Origin of the sequence: Marinobacterium sp. xm-m-383 (assembly GCF_013283255.1) — a bacterium.
GTDB lineage: Bacteria > Pseudomonadota > Gammaproteobacteria > Pseudomonadales > Balneatricaceae > Marinobacterium_E.
In genome coordinates this window covers 292,273-313,830 of record NZ_WBYT01000003.1, presented here as the reverse complement: position 1 = coordinate 313,830, position 21,558 = coordinate 292,273, and the positions used below count along the sequence as shown (strand labels likewise).

General features: G+C 46.3%; 21 protein-coding genes. 12 read left to right on the top strand and 9 right to left on the bottom strand.

All coding sequences use genetic code 11. The annotated features are described in order from the left end of the window. The 7 genes from paaD to paaG form a co-directional block, all read right to left on the bottom strand. Complete coding sequence (gene paaD, locus XMM383_RS07135) at positions 1–519, bottom strand: 1,2-phenylacetyl-CoA epoxidase subunit PaaD (protein WP_173482911.1); 519 nt, start codon at positions 517–519, stop codon at positions 1–3. Continuing rightward, positions 506–1,267, bottom strand: coding sequence for a 1,2-phenylacetyl-CoA epoxidase subunit PaaC (paaC, locus tag XMM383_RS07130; protein WP_173482910.1), 762 nt, complete (start codon positions 1,265–1,267; stop codon positions 506–508). Before paaC ends, paaD begins: the two co-directional genes overlap by 14 nt. Before the next feature lie 8 nt (positions 1,268–1,275). Further along, complete coding sequence (gene paaB / locus XMM383_RS07125) at positions 1,276–1,557, bottom strand: 1,2-phenylacetyl-CoA epoxidase subunit PaaB (protein WP_173480342.1); 282 nt, start codon at positions 1,555–1,557, stop codon at positions 1,276–1,278. Positions 1,558–1,571: 14 nt separating this feature from the next. After that, a complete protein-coding gene (gene paaA, locus XMM383_RS07120) occupies positions 1,572–2,561 on the bottom strand; it encodes a 1,2-phenylacetyl-CoA epoxidase subunit PaaA (protein ID WP_173480343.1) in 990 nt (329 codons plus the stop codon). A 120-nt stretch (positions 2,562–2,681) separates the two neighbouring features. Continuing rightward, positions 2,682–3,989, bottom strand: a complete 1,308-nt coding sequence (paaK, locus tag XMM383_RS07115) for a phenylacetate--CoA ligase PaaK (RefSeq protein ID WP_217362003.1) — start codon at positions 3,987–3,989, stop codon at positions 2,682–2,684. A 27-nt stretch (positions 3,990–4,016) separates the two neighbouring features. Then, a complete protein-coding gene (gene paaI, locus XMM383_RS07110) occupies positions 4,017–4,472 on the bottom strand; it encodes a hydroxyphenylacetyl-CoA thioesterase PaaI (RefSeq protein WP_173480345.1) in 456 nt (151 codons plus the stop codon). A gap of 2 nt (positions 4,473–4,474) precedes the next feature. Then, positions 4,475–5,266, bottom strand: coding sequence for a 2-(1,2-epoxy-1,2-dihydrophenyl)acetyl-CoA isomerase PaaG (gene paaG, locus XMM383_RS07105; protein ID WP_173482908.1), 792 nt, complete (start codon positions 5,264–5,266; stop codon positions 4,475–4,477). A gap of 158 nt (positions 5,267–5,424) precedes the next feature. Here paaG and paaX point away from each other — a divergent pair, with 158 nt between their 5' ends. Beyond that, positions 5,425–6,348 carry a phenylacetic acid degradation operon negative regulatory protein PaaX gene (paaX, locus tag XMM383_RS07100; RefSeq protein WP_173494762.1) on the top strand — a complete coding sequence of 308 codons (924 nt, stop codon included), beginning with the start codon at positions 5,425–5,427 and terminating at the stop codon, positions 6,346–6,348. A gap of 15 nt (positions 6,349–6,363) precedes the next feature. Here paaX and XMM383_RS07095 read toward each other — a convergent pair whose 3' ends face one another. Together XMM383_RS07095 and XMM383_RS07090 are read right to left on the bottom strand one after the other, a co-directional pair. After that, positions 6,364–7,392: an NADP(H)-dependent aldo-keto reductase gene (locus XMM383_RS07095; protein WP_173494761.1), complete on the bottom strand. Its 1,029-nt coding sequence runs from the start codon at positions 7,390–7,392 to the stop codon at positions 6,364–6,366. Positions 7,393–7,403: 11 nt separating this feature from the next. Continuing rightward, the gene (locus tag XMM383_RS07090; RefSeq protein WP_173494760.1) at positions 7,404–8,009 is read right to left on the bottom strand and encodes a transferase hexapeptide repeat family protein; all 606 of its coding nucleotides are present in this window, start codon (positions 8,007–8,009) and stop codon (positions 7,404–7,406) included. Positions 8,010–8,091: 82 nt separating this feature from the next. On the opposite strand from XMM383_RS07090, the gene XMM383_RS07085 reads away from it, so the two are divergent. The 11 genes from XMM383_RS07085 to boxA all read left to right on the top strand — a co-directional run bounded on the left by XMM383_RS07085 (position 8,092) and on the right by boxA (position 21,551). Next, positions 8,092–8,892: an enoyl-CoA hydratase-related protein gene (locus XMM383_RS07085; protein ID WP_173494759.1), complete on the top strand. Its 801-nt coding sequence runs from the start codon at positions 8,092–8,094 to the stop codon at positions 8,890–8,892. 83 nt (positions 8,893–8,975) lie between these two features. After that, positions 8,976–9,440: a DUF4863 family protein gene (locus XMM383_RS07080; protein WP_173482903.1), complete on the top strand. Its 465-nt coding sequence runs from the start codon at positions 8,976–8,978 to the stop codon at positions 9,438–9,440. A 64-nt stretch (positions 9,441–9,504) separates the two neighbouring features. Beyond that, positions 9,505–11,097, top strand: a complete 1,593-nt coding sequence (locus XMM383_RS07075; protein WP_173494758.1) for a benzoate-CoA ligase family protein — start codon at positions 9,505–9,507, stop codon at positions 11,095–11,097. After that, a complete protein-coding gene (locus XMM383_RS07070) occupies positions 11,097–11,873 on the top strand; it encodes an alpha/beta fold hydrolase (protein WP_173494757.1) in 777 nt (258 codons plus the stop codon). Before XMM383_RS07075 ends, XMM383_RS07070 begins: the two co-directional genes overlap by 1 nt. 21 nt (positions 11,874–11,894) lie before the next feature. Then, positions 11,895–13,436 carry a 3,4-dehydroadipyl-CoA semialdehyde dehydrogenase gene (locus XMM383_RS07065; RefSeq protein WP_173494756.1) on the top strand — a complete coding sequence of 514 codons (1,542 nt, stop codon included), beginning with the start codon at positions 11,895–11,897 and terminating at the stop codon, positions 13,434–13,436. Beyond that, positions 13,436–14,218 carry an enoyl-CoA hydratase-related protein gene (locus XMM383_RS07060; RefSeq protein WP_173494755.1) on the top strand — a complete coding sequence of 261 codons (783 nt, stop codon included), beginning with the start codon at positions 13,436–13,438 and terminating at the stop codon, positions 14,216–14,218. The genes XMM383_RS07065 and XMM383_RS07060 overlap by 1 nt, the downstream gene beginning before the upstream one ends. After that, positions 14,218–15,774, top strand: a complete 1,557-nt coding sequence (locus XMM383_RS07055) for a 3-hydroxyacyl-CoA dehydrogenase (protein ID WP_254443092.1) — start codon at positions 14,218–14,220, stop codon at positions 15,772–15,774. Before XMM383_RS07060 ends, XMM383_RS07055 begins: the two co-directional genes overlap by 1 nt. A gap of 14 nt (positions 15,775–15,788) precedes the next feature. Then, positions 15,789–16,991 (top strand): 3-oxoadipyl-CoA thiolase, encoded by a 1,203-nt coding sequence (gene pcaF / locus XMM383_RS07050; RefSeq protein WP_173494754.1) that lies wholly within the window; start codon positions 15,789–15,791, stop codon positions 16,989–16,991. Positions 16,992–17,144: 153 nt separating this feature from the next. After that, complete coding sequence (boxC, locus tag XMM383_RS07045) at positions 17,145–18,791, top strand: 2,3-epoxybenzoyl-CoA dihydrolase (protein ID WP_173494753.1); 1,647 nt, start codon at positions 17,145–17,147, stop codon at positions 18,789–18,791. Between the two features lie 27 nt (positions 18,792–18,818). Further along, complete coding sequence (boxB, locus tag XMM383_RS07040; protein ID WP_173494752.1) at positions 18,819–20,273, top strand: benzoyl-CoA 2,3-epoxidase subunit BoxB; 1,455 nt, start codon at positions 18,819–18,821, stop codon at positions 20,271–20,273. A 63-nt stretch (positions 20,274–20,336) separates the two neighbouring features. After that, complete coding sequence (gene boxA / locus XMM383_RS07035) at positions 20,337–21,551, top strand: benzoyl-CoA 2,3-epoxidase subunit BoxA (RefSeq protein ID WP_173483845.1); 1,215 nt, start codon at positions 20,337–20,339, stop codon at positions 21,549–21,551. Positions 21,552–21,558: the final 7 nt, after the last annotated feature.

The following is a 21,558-nucleotide window of genomic DNA, read 5'->3' as shown; positions in this document are numbered from 1 at the left end:
TTAGATGCATTTGAAGTAATCAAATGGTTCTAGACAGTCGTTACATTGGTACAGCGCTTTACACGCTGTGGAACCAAATTCTGTAATCTCTTTCGTATTGCTACTATCACAAACTGGACAAGGAATCGCTTGATCGAGTTGTGGCTTGTCAGCACTGCCGATGGGCGGTGCTATGCCATACTCTTTTAAACGGAGGCGACCGCGTTCTGTGATCCAGTCTGTCGTCCAAGCGGGTGCAAGTCTTTGCTCAATAGTAACGGCATTGAACCCCGAATCTTCAAGGGCTCGTTTAGCGCTCTGTTCAATGTGCTCTGTGGCTGGACAACCGGAATAGGTTGGCGTTAAAACGACTTGTAATAGTCCACCAACGGGTGTGATTTCGCGAACAATACCCAAGTCAGTAAGACTCACAACCGGTACTTCCGGATCCATGACTTCATCCAGAACTGACCAAGCTAACTTAATTGACTCTTCTGTCAGCTCAGGTCGATCAGTTGCAATCAACTCACCAGCTTGCATTCGGGTATGCTCTTTGTAAAAACTGCATCTCAGCTAAGATAAAACCAAGGCTTTCTGTATGCAGACCCTTAGCTCCACTGAGGTAGTTGTTATCAGCAGCCTCAGGTTGCATCAGTGTTGCTTCAGTTAATGTCTTTGAGATGATCGCGTGCCAATCACTGCAAAGATCATTTACACCTGGTGCAATACCAGATGAATCCAATGTCTTGAACAGTTCGCACGGCTTGGCTGGCTCGAATGTGAAATGCCAGATTTTGTCTAATGCGGATTGCATGCGTTCGTGGCTTTCAGAAGTGCCGTCGCCCAGTCGTTTTATCCATTCACTCGAACGACGGATATGATAACTAGACTCTTTAAGGGACTTAGCCGCGATGCCCGCTATTTTCTCATCAGATGAACTACACAGTTTTTCAAGAAGAGGATAGTGCCAAGCATCAAATAGAAACTGCTTAGCCATCGTCATCGCAAAGTCACCGTTTGGCTGTTCAACAATTAGAAGATTTCTGTACTCGCCTTGGTCTCTCAGGAAGACCAGATCGTCGGCTGTGCGACCATCACCAATACGTTCAGCGGCATACTCTAACCAGTTACGCGCTTGTCCGACTAGATCAAGGCCGACATTCATCAATGCGACTTCTTCTTCAAGAGCGGGTGCTCCTCCAACAAGTTCACACAGACGCTGGGCCTGTATCATGGCGCTATCGCCAAGTTGAAGCAGAAGTTCCGTTGTATCATCAAAACGTTTCATAGGGGCCTCTACATGTGTCCAACTTCATCAGGCAGTTTGTAAAAGCCAGCATGTCGGTAAATTTTGTCATCGGATGGATCGAATAACGCCTCTTTTTCATCCGTTGCTGTGGCCGTTATCGATGCAGATGGTACGACCCAAATACTCACTCCCTCGTTGCGTCGTGTATATAGATCGCGCGCGTTCTCGATAGCCATCTCAGAATCCGCGGCATGCACACTCCCGACATGCTTATGGTTTAGGCCGTGTTTACTTCGGATAAACACTTCAAATAGGGTCCAATCAGCCATAGTAGTTCTCCAAATTAAGCAGCATTACGCTGTTGTTTTTTGTTGGCGTAAGCAACAGCAGCTTCACGAACCCAAGCGCCTTCATCAATCGCCTTTTTACGCTGGGCAACACGCTCTTTATTACAAGGGCCGTTACCTTTGAGTACTTCGAAGAACTCTGTCCAATCGATTTCTCCATATTCCCAATGTCCGGTCTCTTCATTAAATTTCAGATCAGGGTCAGGCGCAGTACAGCCTAGAATTTGCAGTTGTGGAATGGTTTGATCGATAAAACGCTGGCGTAGCTCATCATTTGAGTGACGTTTGATTTTCCAAGCCATTGATTGGGCGCTATTGGGTGAGTGAGCATCGGATGGCCCAAACATCATCAGTACAGGCCACCAGAAACGGTTAATGGAGTCTTGAACCATCTCCTTTTGAGCGTCGTTTCCTTCGCGCATAAGGTGCAGAAGAATTTCATAGCCCTGGCGTTGGTGGAAACTCTCCTCTTTGCAGACTCGGATCATTGCTCGAGAGTAGGGTCCATAAGAGGTTCTTTGCAAAGGTACTTGGTTCACTATGGCCGCACCATCGACAAGCCAACCAATGGTTCCCATATCAGCCCAGTTCAAAGTAGGGTAGTTGAAAATACTGGAGTATTTCGCCTTGCCCTCGTGCATTTTTTGGACCTCTTCATCACGATCAGCGCCCAGTGTTTCCATAGCACTGTACAGGTACAGACCATGCCCGGCTTCATCTTGAATTTTGGCCATCAATTGCAACTTTCGCTTCAGTGTGGGTGCGCGAGTAACCCAGTTACCCTCAGGCAGCATGCCCACGATTTCTGAATGCGCATGTTGTGAAATTTGACGTATCAGTGTTTTCCGGTATGCCTCTGGCATCCAGTTCTTAGGTTCAATCTTTATTTCCGCGTCAATACGAGCCTGAAATGCCTGTTCTTCTGATGACATCTCTGTAGTTGATTTGACACTTTTAACACCGGTTTCAACCATCTGTGCGTACATAACAGACCTCTCTTTAAATGATTCAAGTCATCATATCAAAAGCGACACTAAAAAATAACAAGTATTTAAATTTTTGTATCGCATTTGGGCTCAAGTTCACACGATATTGCGTGTGTTCATTTATCTCTCATCAAATACGCGCTGTGCTTTACCTTCTGAACGAGCTATGGACCCTATGTCTCGAAGTTGAACACCGATACTGATGCCGACTGACGATTTTACATGATGCTTCAATGCCGCGATTTGTTGAGCCGTTGTCTCCTCAGGTTGTTGAGCAAACTCTGAACGTAACTCTATATGAACCATCATGCTGTCCATGTTTCCTTCGCGGTGCAGGTGGATTTCGTAATTTTCCGAGAATTGCGGAACTTTACAAACCTCTTCCTCAATTTGAGTAGGAAATACGTTTACACCGCGAATGATCATCATGTCATCACTACGGCCGGTGATTTTATCGATTCGACGCATAGGGCGAGCGGTACCCGGAAGAAGCCTTGTCAGGTCTCGCGTTCGATAGCGCAGCATAGGCAAAGCTTCTTTGCTCAGGGTTGTGAAGACTAATTCACCAAGCTCACCATCGGGCAGTACTTCACCGGTTTCAGGGTTAATAATCTCGGGGTAGAAGTGATCTTCCCATACTGTGGGTCCATCCTGTGTTTCGCCACACTCTTGTGCTACACCTGGTCCCATGATCTCTGAGAGACCGTAGATATCGGTAGCCGTGATGCCAAGACGTCGCTGCATGGAAAGACGAAGATCATTTGTCCAAGGCTCAGCACCAAATATCCCGAGTTTTAGACTCAATTGATGTGGGTCGATACCCTGTCTCTCCATCTCATCGGCAATATTGAGCATGTAAGAGGGTGTGACCATAATGATGTCAGGATTGAAATCCCTAATTAAGCGAACCTGCTTTTCTGTCTGTCCACCGGACATAGGGATGACAGTACAGCCAAGCCGCTCTGCACCATAGTGGGCGCCTAGACCACCCGTAAATAGACCGTATCCATACGATACATGAACCTTATCGCCCGGTTTTCCTCCTGCCGCACGAATCGATCGTGCTACGAGATTGGCCCAGTGATCGATATCATTTTTAGTATAACCCACCACAGTTGGATTACCTGTTGTGCCACTTGAAGCATGAAGTCGCACGATCTGATCCATGGGCGTTGCAAACAACCCAAATGGGTAGTGGTCTCTCAAGTCACTCTTGGTGGTAAATGGGATAATAGATAAATCATCCAGTGTTTTGATGTCTGAAGGGTGTATACCTTTATCATCAAAGCGCTTTTTGTATAGAGCGACATTATCATAAGCGTGAGATACGCTTTTCTTTAAACGATCTAGTTGTGTGGCGCGAAGCTCATCAATACTGGCCCGTTCCATCGGGTCCAGTTGATCTGGTGTGAAAGAGGTATCAACCATCATTGCTTAATTCCTTTTAAAATCTTGTTATGAGTGCTCACTTTCCGGAAGAACAGTTCCTTTTAAGGCATAGGATTTGCCTCTAAAAATCGCAATTAATTTATTATCTTGATTACGTATCTCAACATCATAATTACCCGTACGCCCTGATCGACTTCTCTCTTGTGCAGTTGCAGTTAAATGATCACCCATCAAACCAGGTGCAACGTAGTCGATGCTGCAACCTATCGCAACGCAGGGCTGATTGTAGGTATTACAGGCGAGTGCAAAGGCTGAGTCAGCCAGTGTGAACAGATAACCACCATGACATGTATTGTGGCCCTGTACCATAAAGTCTTTAACGAACATCGACATAGAGGCTTGACCAGGTGACACGCTGCTCATCTTCATTTCAAGATGATTGGTTGCAGTATCACGGGAATAGAGCTCCTTTGCGCAGGCTTCAGCAAGCTCTTGTGCTGTTTGAGATCTTGAATCCTTCATAATTAGCAACCTTTATAGTCAGGCTGGCGCTTTTCAATGAAGGCGTTAACACCCTCTTTATAATCATCTGAATTGCCAAGACGGGTCTGTATGTCTCGTTCAACGTCCAATTGATCCTCAAGAGAATTGTTAAAGCTTAGGTCCAGTGCCTGCTTTGTTTTGGCCAGCGCTAGTGTGGGTTGTGTCGCCAGTTGCTTTGCGAACGCGATCGATTCTTCATGAAGGAGGTCGTCGTCAACGGCTTTAAATATTAGGCCCCAATCAACGGCTTGTTCGGCGCTTAAAGGGTTCCCAAGCATAGCGAGTTGCTTCGCACGTGCCAGGCCAACCAAACGAGGTAATAGCCATGTGCCGGCTGAATCGGGTATCAGACCTATCTTACAAAAGGCTTGAACAAACTTAGCGGATTTAGCAGCGATAACGAAATCACACGCCAGTGGAATATTGGCACCTGCGCCTGCTGCGATGCCATTGACTGCACAAACGACGGGTTTTTCCATGTGGTAGAGACGTTTTACAGTGTTATTGTAGTAGGACTCGATAACATTTCCGAGGTTTGGCATTGGCTCAGCAGGCTTAACCATAGCATCAGAGAGATCCTGACCAGCGCAAAAAGCACGTCCAGCACCGGTTAAATAAACAGCTCTTACTTGAGAGTCCTTGGCGGCTGAATCCAATGCTAAATGCAGCGAATGATGCATTGCTTCATTAAAACTGTTTAAAGTGTCTGGTCTGTTGAGTGTAATCATAGCTACACCCTCAGACACCTCATATATGATATCGGTTAAATTCATTACTTAGACTCGTGCTCTTGTCGTTATTCATTAATGCACAGAAATTAAGTACCCGTGTACTGGATACTTTGTTAACGTATCTAAATATGCCGTAAAAAAAGATACATTTCAAATTATGCTTTCTGTATTTTTGTATCGCTTTATTTGGAAATAGATTAATGCAACAAACCTTATGCGCCGATTTGTGCATCCAGCGCTTTCAATCTCAAACACCTCTCAGGGTGCCTTCTCTTATTATTAGTGTTTGGGGAGATTCGATTGTTGCCCATGGTGGTGAAGTATGGCTCGGAAGTCTGATTCGACTTTTGGAACCCTTTGGTATCAATGAACGTTTGATGCGAACATCCGTTTTTCGCCTGACACAAGAGGGCTGGCTCCTATCCCATAAAGTGGGACGCAAAAGCTTTTATCGACTAAGCCCTGATGGTGAGTACCGTTTTAGTGCAGCGTTTAATCGCGTCTATCGGCTGAATGTCCCTCAGTGGCAAGGAGTTTGGACGTTATTGCTAATCTCCGCTCTAACTGCAGATGAGAAAAAGTCACTTTCAGATGAGTTGTCACTCAGCGGCTTTGGCTCACTCAGTAACTCTGTACTAGCCTTTCCTCAAGCCGATCGCGATGACGTCATATCAATCCTGAGAGAAAATGGATTAGCTGATAGAGTGGTTCTGTTCGAATCTCAGGTAGTGAATGAAAGTGAACAAGCTCTTCGAAATCTTATTTGGCAGGGCTGGGGTCTGAAGTCTTTGAATGACGCCTATATTGATTTTGTCGATTTCTATCAGTCTCTTAATGCCCCTGCGATGCATGCGCAGCTTCAAGATCCCAAAACGGCATTCATTACTCGAACGCTCATGATTCATGAATATCGAAAACTGGCACTAAGAGACCCTTCTTTTCCTGATCAAATACTCGGCAGCCGATGGCTAGGCAATGAAGCTAGAAGCTTATGTGCATCACTTTATAAGCAACTGACACCGGCGGCCCATCATTGGATTATCAATGAGTTAGAGGGGAGGCAGGGTAAATTGCCGCCGATATCCAATGATTTTTTGAATAGATTCGACGGCATTAATGTTTAAATTTGGATTCCAGGGCTAAGGTGCAGGGTTTGGTTGTGAGTTATGAATCTTGTTAATTGCTTTTAGCTGATCTTTATCCAACACTAACGCTTCACTAACAATGTTGGATTTCAGTTGTTCCATTGTAGTTGCACCAATGATCGTTGAGAGAACAAAGGGTTGTTGGTTAACAAATGCCAGTGCCATTTGGGAAGGTTCCATCCCCCACTGCTCTGCAAGCTGACAGTACGCTTCGATTGTTGTTTCACACTCTTTGCTTGAGTAACGCGCGAAACGTTCAAAAAGAGTGATTCGAGCGTTTTCAGGCTTGGCTCCATTTCGATATTTACCACTCAGTGCTCCAAATGCCATTGGAGAGTAGGCCATCAACCCGACATTTTCTCTGTGGGACACCTCAGCCATGCCAATCTCATATACGCGGCTTAACAGGTTGTAGGGGTTTTGGACCGTCTCGATTTTAGGCAGGCCCTGTGTTCGAGCAAGCTCTAAGTATCGCATCGTGCCCCATGGGTTCTCATTTGAAAGTCCGATAGAGCGAATTTTCCCACTCTTAATCAGAGTGTTCAAAGCTTCTAGAGTTTCATGTATTGGGGTGTCATCGGTATCGCGGTGGCGATATCCAAGTTGGCCAAATATGTTTGTGCTGCGCTCTGGCCAGTGAAGCTGGTAAAGATCAATGTATTCAGTCTGCATTCTACGCAAGCTGTCATCTACCGCTTTGGTTAAATACTCTAGATTGTGTTTTGGACCGCCGCGTAGATAGTCCATGCTGGCGCCAGGGCCCGCTGCTTTGGTCGCCACCACCCAATCTTCACGATGGCCGTTTTTTGCAAACCAGGTTCCAATGATCTCCTCTGAACGACCCGCTGTCTCTGCAACTGGGGGGACGGGATACATTTCTGCGCAGTCCATGAAGTTGATGCCCTGATCCATGGCGTATTGGATCTGTTCGTGAGCTTCTACTTCACTGTTCTGTTCTCCCCAGGTCATAGTGCCTAAACAGAGTTTAGAAACTTTTTTCCCATCAATGCTGCTAAGTGACATGTTCAATTCCTTTACTGTTTTACGGTGTCTTGTTTTGGTAGGACTTTCTCACCAATAGAAATCGTTTTGCGGTTGGCTTCGGCTTCTGTGAGCGGCTCTACCTCAATGCATGATTTGAGAGACTCTTTAGCGAGTGCGATATAAGCTTCAGTACCTTTGTGCTTCCAAGCCATCTCCTGCTCGGATAGTTCGCGCACTAATTTTGCTGGTGTCCCCAAGATCATGGAGTTCTCTGGAAACAAGTCGCCTGTTTTTACAAAGCTATGAGCCCCGACAAAGCTTCTTGCGCCGATCTCGACTTTATCCATTACCGTAGCGCTCATTCCAACCAATACACCTTCTCGGATTGTGCATCCGTGCAAAATGGCACCATGGCCTATATGACCATAGTCTTCGACTACAACCGTAATGTCTTGGAAACTATGGACCACTACGCAGTCTTGGATATTGACACCTCGGCCTAATTTGATGGCACCAAAATCACCTCTTAAGCTTGCCAGAGGGCCTACGTAACAATCTTCCCCGATATGGACGTCACCTATTATGACGGCTGTAGGGTGAACATAGGCGCTGGGGTGAATGACTGGAGTGACACCTGCTAATTGATAGATGGGCATGTTAACTTACCAATATTATTCTGATTTAATATGTAATATATTGCATGTTTAATCATATTGATAGTCAGTTCAAGGGTTTGTTATGGAAGCTGAAAAATACCGCAATAGCGAGCGTTTTCCATCGCTCAATATCTCTTTACATGGATCCGTGTTGTTGATTCAACTTAACAGACCTCGGGAACTTAATGCACTATCAACGAATATGTTGGGCCAAATAGCCACTTGTTTGGCGGAGGCCGATGCTGATACTAGAATCTCAGTTATGGTGTTAACCGGTAATGAACGAGCTTTTGCTGCGGGTGCTGATATTGATGAGTTGCAACGTAAAACAGGCGCGGACGTAGCAACCGATCCGCGAAATCAACACTGGGCAGCTATACGACAACTACAAAAGCCTTTACTCGGTGCCGTTAACGGCTTTTGTTTGGGTGGCGGTAATGAATTGGCTATGCTGTGTGATTTCTTGGTAGCAGGCAATAATGCTAAGTTCGGACAGCCCGAGGTTAATCTTGCTATCTTGCCGGGAGCAGGGGGTACTCAAAGACTTGCTACCCTTGTTGGAAAGGGGAAAGCGATGCGCTGGTGTTTAACGGGCGAGTTTATTGATGCCAATGAGGCTCTCTCTTGTGGTTTGGTAACAGAAGTCTGTCAACCCGAGCTAACGATCGAAAAGACTTTGGATATTGCTAAGTTGATCTCAACCAAAGCACCACTTGCAGTTATCGAAAATAAGAGAGCTATTAAAGCAGCCGTTGATCTGCCACTTGATGCAGGTTTGGATGCTGAGCGCTCATCATTTTCTCGTCTTTTAGATACTGAAGATAAGCATGAGGGTATTTCTGCTTTTAAGGAAAAACGACGCCCTAATTATCAGGGGAAATAACAATATGAAATATATTGCATTGACTTATCTCAAAGATGATGCAACATATAGCCTATAACAATATATAAAATAGGCTTCAGATTATGAATCAAGCGCGTTTCCACGACCTTATTGCGCCGGTGACCCAGTGGTTGGCTGGCCGTGATATTTCTCCTGCCCTAACCGACTCCCTCAACTCAGAGTTTTCCAGTGACAGTGAATGGTTTTCTGAACTCAAAAGTCTCTGCTCCATCGGTGTAGATGAGGGGTGGCTGTGCCAATACGAGGCTGGCGGCATCAAATATGGTCGGGTGTTTAAGCCTAGTAATGACCTTGCAGGTTTCAGCGTCGATGTTGTGCTGATGAATGATGTGGTTGGTCCGCATCACTCGCATCCTAATGGTGAAGTGGATCTGGTTATTCCATTGAACGAAGGCGCTGCATTTGATGGCACCGATCATGGTTGGAAAGTTTACTCACCTGGCAGTGCGCATAAACCGACAGTGGCCAACGGTGAAGCCTTTGTCATCTATCTGTTGCCTGATGGTGCAATAGAGTTTACTCGATAATTCTAAAAATAATTTCTCTTAAGACGGTCCTTAGAACTGTCATTAATAATAAAGGAATCAAGCAATGGATTTTGAATTAAGCAGCTGCGATCACTCGCAAAATCCGCCTGTGGTCAATGTACCTCGAAACTATAATGCAGCCTATGATTTGATGCAGCGTAACTTAAACGCTGGCTTCGGTGATAAGCTTGCTTATATTGATGATCAAGCGACAATTACCTTCTCAGAATTAGACCGAAGGTCCAATCGTCTCGGTTCATCACTTAACTCGCTAGGCGTTCAGGCTGAGCAAAGGGTTTTCTTGTGTGCGCTGGATACTATTGATTGGCCCGTATCGTTCTTGGGTTGTATCAAAGCGGGTGTATTGCCAATAGCAGTCAATACGCTACTCACTTCTAAAGATTATGAGTACATGCTTAATGATAGTCGCGCTAAAGTGGCTATTATAGATCCTAGTTTTGTTCCGACGTTTAAAGAACTTCTAGGTAAAGTACCTACGTTAGAAACTCTGATTGTAACGGGATCAGAGTCTGTGGATGGGTGTGATTCGGTGGCGGATTTAGAAGCAAAAGGCACCGACTCATTCGTAGGGCCTATGACGACTTGTGATGATCCCTGTTTTTGGTTGTACTCGTCAGGTTCGACTGGTGCACCCAAGGGTACGGTTCATATTCACTCCTCCATCATTCAAACGGCGGAATTGTTTGGCAAGGGCGTTCTTGATCTTCAGCAGGATGATGTTGTTTTCTCGGCGGCTAAATTATTCTTTGCCTATGGTTTAGGTAATGCGTTTAGTTTTCCACTATCGGTGGGGGCTACAACGATTCTCTATTCTGGTCGTCCAACGCCTGATTCCGTTTATGAGCGTCTTGAGAAGCATTCGGTAACGGTATTCTGCGGCGTACCTACTTTGTATGCCGGAATGTTGGCAAAACAAGATAAACCTGCAAAAGGCTTATTGCCTATACGTATGAGTACCTCGGCTGGTGAGGCCCTACCTGCTCAATTGTTAGAACAGTGGAGAGAGGAAAGGGGTAGCGACATTATTGATGGCATCGGTTCTACCGAGATGCTTCACATATTCCTATCTAATGCTCCAGGTCGCGTGGCACCCGGTACTACAGGTCAACCGGTGCCGGGCTATGAGGTTAAGTTGTTGGATGCTGACGATAATGAAGTACCTTCTGGTGAAATTGGTGATCTTGTAACCAAGGGGCCCTCTACAGCGATCATGTATTGGAATAACCGTGCAAAAAGTACTGCGACCTTCCAAGGTGAATGGACTCGCAGTGGCGATAAGTTCTACATCAATGAAGAGGGTAATTACGTCTACGCAGGTCGCTCAGATGACATGCTCAAAGTGAGCGGAATATATGTATCTCCTGCTGAAGTAGAAGCGACACTTATTCGGCATCCTGCGGTACTTGAAGCCGCCGTTGTCGGAGCGATGGATGATAACGACCTGGTCAAGCCGAAAGCGTACATCATTCTCAAAGAGTCTGTTCAAGAGACTCCAGAGTTAAATCAAGAGTTGAAAGACTTTGTTAAGGCTAATCTTGCGCCGCATAAATATCCGCGTTGGTTTATTTATGTCACGGATTTACCAAAAACAGCGACCGGTAAAATTCAACGGTTCAAATTGCGCGAGCTTGGTTAGTGGTTAATTTTATTGAAGTAGATGGCCGCCAGCATGAGGCGGTTATAACAACACCAGCAGGTGGCGCTAGAAATAGCGTCGCCTTTATTTTGTTGCACGAAGGGCTTGGGTGTGTTGAGTTGTGGAAGGATTTTCCTCAGAAGCTTGCAGATCAAACGGGTTCGGAAGTTGTGGCCTACAGCCGGGGCGGATACGGAAAATCGTCTCCCGTCGAGGTGCCACGTCCATTGGATTACATGGCTGATGAAGCCACGGTCTGGCTGCCAAAAATTATGAAGCAGCTCGATTATGATCACTATATTTTGGTTGGCCATAGTGATGGCGGGTCGATTGCACTGATTTATGCGGGAACCTCGACGGATGATCGGCTTATCGGTGCTGTTACGCTCGCAGCTCACGTATTCAATGAGCCTGTTTGTGTTGCCAGTATCGAAAAGGCGAAAGAAGCTTATGAGTCTGGTGAGCTTCGCCAAGGCTTAGCTCGGTATCATGGAGACAATGTTGACTGTGCGTTTTGGGGGTGGAACAGGGCTTGGCTAGATCCAGATTTCCTCGACTTTAATATTGAATCCTATCTAAAGTCGATTCGAGTACCTTTACTCGTCGTGCAAGGGGATCTAGATGAGTATGGAACCCTTGATCAGGTGGAAGCCATTGTCTCACAGGCTGGGTCTCGATCAGAGCAGTTAGTAATCCCCAACTGTCGACACTCCATACACAGAGATGCGCCAGAGCAGTTAATTGCTGCGATTAAAGAATTTCAAAACAGTTTGTAAGATTTTAAGGAGTTATGAACCATGCGAATGATGAGTTACCTATTAGGTGAATGGCAAGATAACAACAGCACCGCGGCAGAAGTTCATTGCGCGTTAGATGGCTCTGTAATGGGTGAAATCGCAGGTTACGAAGTCAGCGGTGGCGACATCCTAAATTATGCTCGAGCGGAAGGTGGTTCAGCTCTGCGTGCCATGACCTATTTAGAGCGTGCGGGCCTACTGAAACAAATTGCAGCTGTTCTGGGTGAAAACAAAGAGGAGTACGCCGAACTTAGCGCAAAAAATAATGGCGCGACTGTATTGGATACGTTCTTAGATGTTGAGGGCGGTATCGGCACAATAAAATACTACGCTTCATTGGGTAAGAGGCTCGGTGATCGTAAGTGGATTGCAGATGGTGAATTGGAGCAACTTACTAAAGATGAAAACTTCAGAGCGATTCATGTTAAAACGCCATTGCGTGGCGCCGCCGTTCATATTAATGCCTTTAACTTCCCAGCATGGGGAATGTTAGAGAAGCTAGGTGTTTCGCTTCTGTCTGGAGTGCCGGCTGTAGTTAAACCAGCAGCTGTCTCTTTGCCAGTCGCTTGGGCAATGGCACGCGATATTGTGAACGCTGATATTCTTCCTAAGGGTGCATTCAGTTTCTTGGCAGGTGGTGGTCGAGACTTAATGGATCACATTACATCGTCTGATGCTGTTGCGTTTACAGGCTCGGCGGACACCGCTGCAATGCTTGCATCGCACCCCAAAGTTATTAGTGAATCGGTTCGATTTAATGCAGAAGCCGATAGTATCAACTCTTCTATCCTTGGACCGGATCTAGCTGCAGGTTCAGACGGGTTTAAGTCATTTATTCATGAAGTCTCTAAAGAGATGACGATTAAGTCTGGACAAAAATGTACAGCCGTTCGTCGCATATTTGTACCTACCTCAGAGTTGGATGCAGCCAAAGAAGCGCTGGTCGCCAAACTTGCTAAAGGAAAGCCAGGCAACCCTGCTATCGAAGGGGTGACTTATGGGCCTCTGGTCAGTGCCGCGCAACAGCAAGCGGCAGAAGAGGGCGTAAAAGCTCTGCTTAATGAGACAGAGATTGCTTTCCAAGGCGATATTGCAACCTTAGAGGGTGATGCATCAGGCTTTTATGTCACTCAAAAATTGTTGGTGTGTCAGGATCCTCAAGCAGCCAGTCAGGTCCACGAGACGGAAGTGTTTGGTCCTGTTGCAACACTGATGCCTTACAGCAGCGAAACAGAACTGTTTGAGTTGGTTCGCAGAGGAGGCGGTTCGCTAGTGAGCTCAATTTTTACTAACGATGATCAATTTGCTATGGATGCAGTATTAGAACTCGGATCAACCCATGGCCGACTTCTGATCGTTGATGACAGTGTAAGTCGTGGTCATTCTGGCCACGGTAATGTAATGCCGATGTGTATCCACGGTGGCCCAGGTCGCGCAGGGGGTGGGCAGGAGTTAGGTGGTTTGCGTGGATTGGATTTTTATCATGTAACGACTGCGGTACAAACTAACCTAGCTCGAGCTACTGCTCTAAGAGGTGAGTAATGTCACTTTTAAATAACTATGAATGTCTTCAAGTCTCCGAGACAGAGGGCGTTGTTGAGTTAAAGCTGAGCCGACCTGATCGGCTCAATGCGTTCAGTAAAACCATGCATGCTGAACTGAAATTGGCTCTCAAAGAGATAGAGCGTTTTGATGCTTTGCGTTGTCTCATTCTTACAGGTGAAGGGCGAGGATTCTGTGCCGGTCAGGACCTTGAAGAACGCCGTATTCCTGAGGGGGAGCCGAAACCTGATTTGGGGGACTCTCTAAAAAACACCTACAGCCCTCTAGTGTCTAGGTTGAGAAACCTTCCTGTCCCTGTCATAGCTGCAGTAAATGGTGTGGCGGCTGGTGCTGGTGCATCACTGGCGCTTGCTTGTGACATTGTCATTGCAAAGAAACAGGCAAAATTCACTTTTCCGTTTAGTCACTTAGGTTTGGTTCCTGATGCTGGGGCCACGGCCACGCTTGTAAGAAATGCCGGTCAGGCTAAAGCGATGGCCATTACTATGCTCGCAGAGGTCGTGACGGGCGAAGAGGCAGCTGAATACGGTCTTATCTGGAAAGCCGTTGAAGAGGACCAATTTTCAACTGAGCTTGAGAGAGTTGTTTCCAACTTAAAGAGTAAGCCTAGATTGGGATTGGAGTTGATAAAACGAAGCCTCTATCGCGCCTTTGATAACGACTTCGATGCTCAACTGGAGCTTGAAAGTCAATGTCAAAAGTTGGCCGGTCGTAATCCGGAATTTTGGGAAAAAGTTCAGCAGTTTTTAGAGAAGAAGTAATGACTATGGCCACGCAATATAAAACGGTAGATCAAATAAAACAGGTGGGTGTTGTTGGTGCCGGCACAATGGGTGCTGGAATCGCCCAAGTTGCTTCACAAGCTGGACTAGAGGTGGTGCTCTTCGACTTAAATGAGTCGGTACTCGAAACGGCAAAAGCGAATTTGAAAAAGTCGATGGATAAGCTGGTTTCACGCGGTAAGTTCACTGATGAACAAGCGCAAGCCATTTGCGATCGCATCACCTACGCTAGTGATATCTCGTTGATGAAAAATGCTGATTTGGTTGTGGAAGCGATCGTAGAGCGTCTTGATATTAAGCAGCAACTGTTTCAACAGCTTGAATCGATCTGTTCAGATCAAACTATTTTAGCGACTAATACCTCCTCTATTTCAGTGACGGCTATTGGGTCAGCGTTGAATGATCCTGCCCGTTTAGCGGGTCTGCACTTCTTTAACCCAGCACCTATTATGAAACTGGTCGAAGTCATCCATGGTTTGGCAACCGATTCAAAAGTAATTGAGACGTTGCTTGAGCTGTCGAAGCGGTGGGGCAAAGTTGGTGTTGCTGCAAAATCATCACCTGGTTTCATTGTTAACCGAGTAGCACGTCCTTTCTATGCTGAGGGACTTCGATTGGCCGAGGAGGGGGCAACCGAACCTGAACGAATCGATCTATTCCTGAAAGAGGCCGGCGGATTCCGCATGGGACCTTTTGAATTGACCGACCTTATTGGTCAAGACGTTAACTACGCCGTCACTAACTCGGTATTTGAGTCCTACTATTTTGATCCCCGCTTTAAGCCATCACTGATGCAAAAAGAGTTGGTTGATGCCGGTTGGTTGGGGCGTAAGAGTGGTCGTGGTTTTTATCAGTACCCTGATGGTAAGCAGTCAGTACCAAATCTTGAGTGGGATGACATTCGTTTTGGTGGGTTCTTTAACATCAGCAGTGCGGTTGTATCACCAGTGATAAAGTCACTTATTGATCGAATCAAAGCACGTGGTATTGAGATCCCTCAAGAGACTGAAGGTGACGAGGGTGAAATCGTCTTTGCTAACGGCGCAACACTGGTCTTGACCGATGGTCGCACCACTTTGGAGCGTTCATTGGCTGAAGATAATCATAATCTGATTCAAATGGATTTAGCGATTGACTACACGACTTGTGAATCTCTCGCACTATCAACTCCTCCGGAAATGCCTGAAGAGGTTTGGACAGAAGTCTATGCAATGTTCGATTTTCTAGGTGTCAAAACACGAGTAGTTAAAGACTTGCCAGGTCTAGTTGTCATGCGAACTGTAGCAATGCTGATCAACGAAGCTTCTGATGCGCTTCATCTGGGAATTGCGGATGCAGCGGGTATAGATGCCGCTATGCAAGCGGGCGTGAACTACCCGACAGGGTTGCTAGCCTGGGCTGACAAACTGGGGACCAGTTTTGTTGCCGATGTGCTGGATAACATCAACCTGTTTTATGGAGATGATCGTTATAGGGTTTCACCGGCGTTACTTCAGCGCGCATTTATTAATGCACCTTTTCATCAGATTGACTAAACGAGGATATAAAAATGGCTGAAGCTTATATTTGTGCAGCAAAGCGCTCTGCAATTGGTCGTTATGCGGGTTCCTTGGCAACGGTGCGTCCTGACGACCTGTTAGCTCAGGTTATAAGATCGACCCTCGCTGAGGTTCCCTCTCTAGATACTGCATCGATCGATGATGTGCTTATGGGGTGCGCCAATCAGGCGGGTGAAGATAATCGAAATGTTGCGCGTATGTCAGTGTTACTTTCAGGCCTGCCGACTTCGGTACCAGCCTCAACCATCAATCGCCTATGTGGCTCTGGATTAGATGCTATTGGCACCATGGCGCGTGGGATTAAAGCTGGTGAACTTAACGTTGCGCTTGCTGGTGGTGTTGAGTCGATGACGCGAGCTCCCTTTGTAATGGGGAAAGCAGAGTCGGCTTATGGTCGTGCGCAAATCTTAGAAGACACCACAATGGGCTGGCGCTTCACCAACCAGGCACTTAAAGCTATGTACGGTGTTGATACCATGCCTCAGACGGCTGATAACGTAGCCGCTGAATATGGCATTAGCCGTGAAGAGCAGGATCTGTTTGCCTTTAATAGCCAGGCTAAAACAGCAGCAGCTCAAAAAGCAGGGCTGTTTGCTGATGAAATCGTCCCTATAGAGATTAAAGATCGTCGCGGCAATATTAGCTATTTTGATGTCGATGAGCATCCCCGTGAATCAACACTTGAAAAATTGGCTCAGTTAAGAACAGTCAATGGCGGTGATGGCTCTGTGACAGCGGGCAATGCGTCGGGCATAAACGATGGTGCATGTGCAGTGCTGTTGGCAAGTGAGTCTGGAGCAACTGCTAACGGGTTAACACCTCGGGCTAGAGTCGTCGCAATGGCAACCGCCGGTATTGACCCTCGAATCATGGGTGTGGGGCCTATTGAAGCCGTCAATAAAGTGTTGAAGCTATCGGGTCTTACTTTGGATCAAATGGATATCATTGAGTTGAATGAGGCTTTTGCCTCACAGGCTTTGGGTGTTTTAAAAGGACTTAATATCGATCCCAATGATTCGCGACTCAATCCACAAGGTGGTGCCATTGCGCTAGGCCACCCTTTGGGTATGAGTGGTGCACGTCTAGTAACAACGGCAATGACACAGCTTGAGCGTAGTGGTGGTAAATATGCACTTTGTACCATGTGTATCGGTGTAGGGCAGGGTATTGCGGCCATTATTGAGCGAGTTTGATATTGATTTATGAATTAAAATTCCGGTCTCTCCATTATTATTAGAAATTTAATTCAAAAAATGCATTTAAGTTGTGGTAAATCAATAAAAGATGAACTATAGTGCATTTATAAAATGGACAAAACGATAATAATGTATCCGGAGAAAGGACAGATGATCGATTTTCAAACCAAGCCAGCCGACTACAATCACTGGAAATTAGAATTTGAAGGTGATGTTTGTCGCCTGATTATGGATGTTAACCCTGATGCAACACTTGCAGAGGGTTACCAGCTTAAAATGAACTCATACGACTTAGGTGTTGATATTGAGTTGAACGATGCTCTACAGCGTATACGTTTTGAGCACCCTGAAGTTAAAACGGTTGTTATTGCTTCAGGCAATGAGAAGATCTTCTGTGCCGGAGCCAACATTAAGATGTTGGGTCTTTCTACGCACGCTCACAAAGTTAATTTCTGTAAGTTCACTAACGAGACGCGTAACTCTATCGAAGACTCAAGCCAGAACTCAGGTCTTAAATTCCTATGTGCAGTTTCTGGTACTGCTGCCGGTGGTGGTTATGAGCTTGCACTTGCTGCTGATGAGATCTACCTCGTTGATGATGGAAGTACAGCGGTTTCGCTGCCGGAAGTTCCCCTTCTAGCCGTTCTTCCGGGAACTGGCGGTCTTACTCGCGTCGTTGATAAGCGTAAAGTTCGCCGCGACCGCGCTGACATTTTCTGTTCTATCGAAGAGGGTGCGTCGGGCAAGAAAGCCGTCGATTGGCGTCTAGTTGATGCTGCCGTGCCACGTTCTAAGTTTTCTGATGCTGTAAATGCTCGCGCAAAAGAGTTGGCTTCTCTTTCAGATCGACCAGGTGGTCAGGGTTGTGAGCTAACTCAACTGAATCGAACTATTTCTGATGATGCTGTTGAATACTCAACGGTGTCTGTGGGTGTAGATCGCAAAGCGCGCACCGCAGAGATCACTATTAAGACGAATGATGCAGCTATGCCGGCTGATGCTGAGGCAGCATTGGCTCAGGGTGCGGAGTTCTGGGTTCTTCGTATGACTCGTGAGTTAGATGATGCCATCCTTCATTTGCGCGCGAATGAGCTTGAACAGGGTGTACTGTCTCTTAAAACTCAAGGTGATCTAGACGCTGTAATGGCTGCTGATGCTTTCTTGCAAGCTAATGCTGATCACTGGTTTATCCGTGAAGTGATTGCTTATTTCAAGCGGGTTATGAAACGCGTAGACATGACCTCACGTACTCTTGTTACTCTGGTTGAGCCTGGCAGCTGTTTTGGTGGATTCTTAGCTGAGCTAATGTTTGCCTCAGATCGTACCTACATGCTTGAAGGTCAGTTCGAAGGTGATGACACTCCAGAGGCCTTCATTGAACTTAGTGAAATGAACTTCGGTACTTTGCCGATGAGTAATGATATTTCTCGTTTGGATACGCGTTTCTTTGGTGAGCCCGAGTCTGTTGATAAGGCTAAAGCGGCCATCGGTAATCGATTAGATGCAGCTGGTTGTGCTGAGCTAGGTCTTGTAACTGATGCGTTGGATGACATCGACTGGGAAGATGAAGTTCCTCATGTTATTCAGTCGCGTGCTAGCTACTCGCCTGATGCTTTGACAGGTTTAGAGGCTAACCTACGTTTTGCGGGTCCTGAAACGATGGAAACTAAAATCTTTGGTCGCTTAACAGCATGGCAAAACTGGATCTTCCAGCGTCCAAATGCAGTTGCCGAGGGCGGTGCATTGAAGCTCTACGGTACGGGTACCCGTGCTGAATATGATTTTAAACGTGTATAACTGAACGAAGTGTTGGAGAGTATAAAAATGACTACTGAAAACGTCCGCGTAGAAGTTAACTACGACGATTTAATTCCAAACAATGTTGATCTATCAAGTGACCGTCGTCTTTTAAAGGCGCTTGAAGAGTGGCACCCTAAATTCCTTGAGTGGTGGGGCGATCTTGGTCCAGACGGCTTCAATGATAAAGAAGTTTACCTGCGCACAGCTGTTGGTGTTGACCCTAAAGGCTGGGCTGTATTTGGCCACGTTAAAATGCCGGAGTATCGTTGGGGTGTGCTTTTAGCACCTCAAGTTGAGGGTCGTACCATTCCATTTGGTAAACATAAAGGCGAGCCTGCTTGGCAAGAAGTCCCAGCTGAATACCGTTCACTGTTGCGTCGAATGATTGTTGTTCAGGGTGATACTGAGCCGGCTTCAGTTGAACAGCAGCGCCATCTCGGTTCTACGGCACCATCATTGTATGATATGCGTAACCTTTTCCAGATCAATGTTGAAGAAGGTCGCCACCTTTGGGCAATGGTCTACCTTCTAATGAAGTACTTTGGCAAAGAGGGTCGTGAAGAAGCTAAGATGATGCTAGAGCGTAACTCTGGTAACGAAGACAAACCACGTATTCTTGGTGCCTTCAATGAAGAGACTCCAGATTGGTTGTCATTCTTCATGTTTACTTACTTTACTGATCGCGACGGTAAGATGCAGCTTGAATCCCTAGCTCAGTCTGGTTTTGATCCGTTGTCACGTACGTGTCGATTCATGTTGACTGAAGAAGCGCATCACATGTTTGTTGGTGAGTCGGGTGTTATGCGTGTGTTAGAGCGTACTTGTGCAGCGATGAAGGAAGCGGGCATTACTGATCCTAACGATATCGAAGCTGTGCGCGCACTTGGCGTAATCGATCTGCCGACTATTCAGAAAAAACTGAACTTCCATATGGCGGTTACACTGGATCTGTTCGGTGCTGAGCTGTCGACTAACGGCGCTGCTGCATTTGAGGCAGGTATCAAGGGTCGTTACATGGAAGATAAGTTAGATGACGACCACCAGCTCTACAATGAGAAGTATCCAGTACTTCAAGTTGTTGATGGTCAGCTAGTTGAGGTTGAGGAAGACGCAATTTCAGCTATTAACGGTCGTCTACTTGATGATTACATCAAAGATGCGACGAGCGGCATTAAGCGTTGGAACAAGGCGATTGCTAAAGCTGGTATTGAGTTCGAATTGGTACCACCACACAAAGCCTTCAACCGTAAGATTGGTACGTTCGCTGATATCAATGTTACCCCATCTGGTGAAATTGTTGATGCGCAGACGTTTGAGGCAAACCTTGCTAACTGGTTGCCTAATGACTCTGATCTAGAGTTTATCAACAGCCTCATGGTTCAGTGTACTGAGCCAGGCAAGTATGCAAACTGGATTGCTCCTCCGAAAGTGGGCGTAAACCAGCAAGCGTCTGACTTTGAGTACGTAAAACTAGCGTAACTCACTCTGCCCGGTTCCAACAGAACCGGGCATTTTATTCACTTATAACAAGAGCAATCAGTCATGACTTCACTTAGACAGCACCTTATCGATCCTGAAGTTTGTATTCGTTGTAATACCTGTGAAGAGAACTGCCCAGTAGATGGAGCAATCGAGCATAACGATGATAACTACGTTGTGAATGCCGAGCTTTGTAACAACTGTATGAGCTGTATAGCTCCTTGCCCTACAGGTGCAATTGATAGTTGGCAACTAGTTAATGTGCCTTACTCTCTAGAGGAACAGTACTCTTGGGATGAGCTGCCTGAAGAGATTGAGCTTGTTAATGTTGATTCGGAGTCTGAAGCATCAGAGTCTGAAGCTAATGATATTCTTGATGTTGCCCACGCTTCTAGCGGCGCAGTGCCAGCTCCAGCGACCGCATCAAAACCACAGATTAATCTCTGGACCCGTGATAACCCAGCTAAGGCTAAGGTAACAGGTAATATGCGTATTACTGAAGAGGGTACAGAGTCTGATATCCATCACATTGTTTTGGATTTTGGTTCGCAGAGTTTCCCTGTTTTAGAGGGACAGTCAATTGGTATTATTCCACCGGGCGTAGATGATAAAGGGAAGCCGCATTTGGTTCGGCTCTACTCAATTGCGAGTGCCCGTGACGGCGAGCGTCCTGGTTACAACAATCTAGCGCTTACTATTAAGCGCGTTACTTTCGATGTTGATGGCGAATCACGTCAAGGTGTCGGTTCAGGTTACATGTGTGACCTACAGAAAGGCGATGAGGTTCAAGTAACTGGACCATTTGGTAGTACCTTCCTAATGCCTAATGATCCTGATGCCAATCTGATGATGATCTGTACAGGTACAGGCGCGGCACCATTCCGCGGTATGACAGAGCGCCGTCGTCGTTTAGCTGCCAATGGCAAAGGCAAGATGATGCTGTTCTTTGGGGCCCGCACCGCTAGCGAGTTACCTTATTTCGGGCCACTACAAAAGGTTCCTGCAGACCTTCTTGATCAAGAGCTTGTTTTCTCACGAATGACCCGACTTGATGAGAACGATAAAGAGTACGTTCAAGATCGTATGTTGAAGCGTTCAGACGATGTTGCAGCACTTCTTAAAGATAACAACACTCACATTTACATCTGTGGTCTGAAAGGCATGGAAGAGGGTGTTGAATCTAGCTTTACACAGATCTGTGCAGATAATGGCATGGATTGGAGTGAAATTCGTTCGTCACTTAAATCGGAAGGTAGGTATCATATAGAGACCTATTAATTCGTTA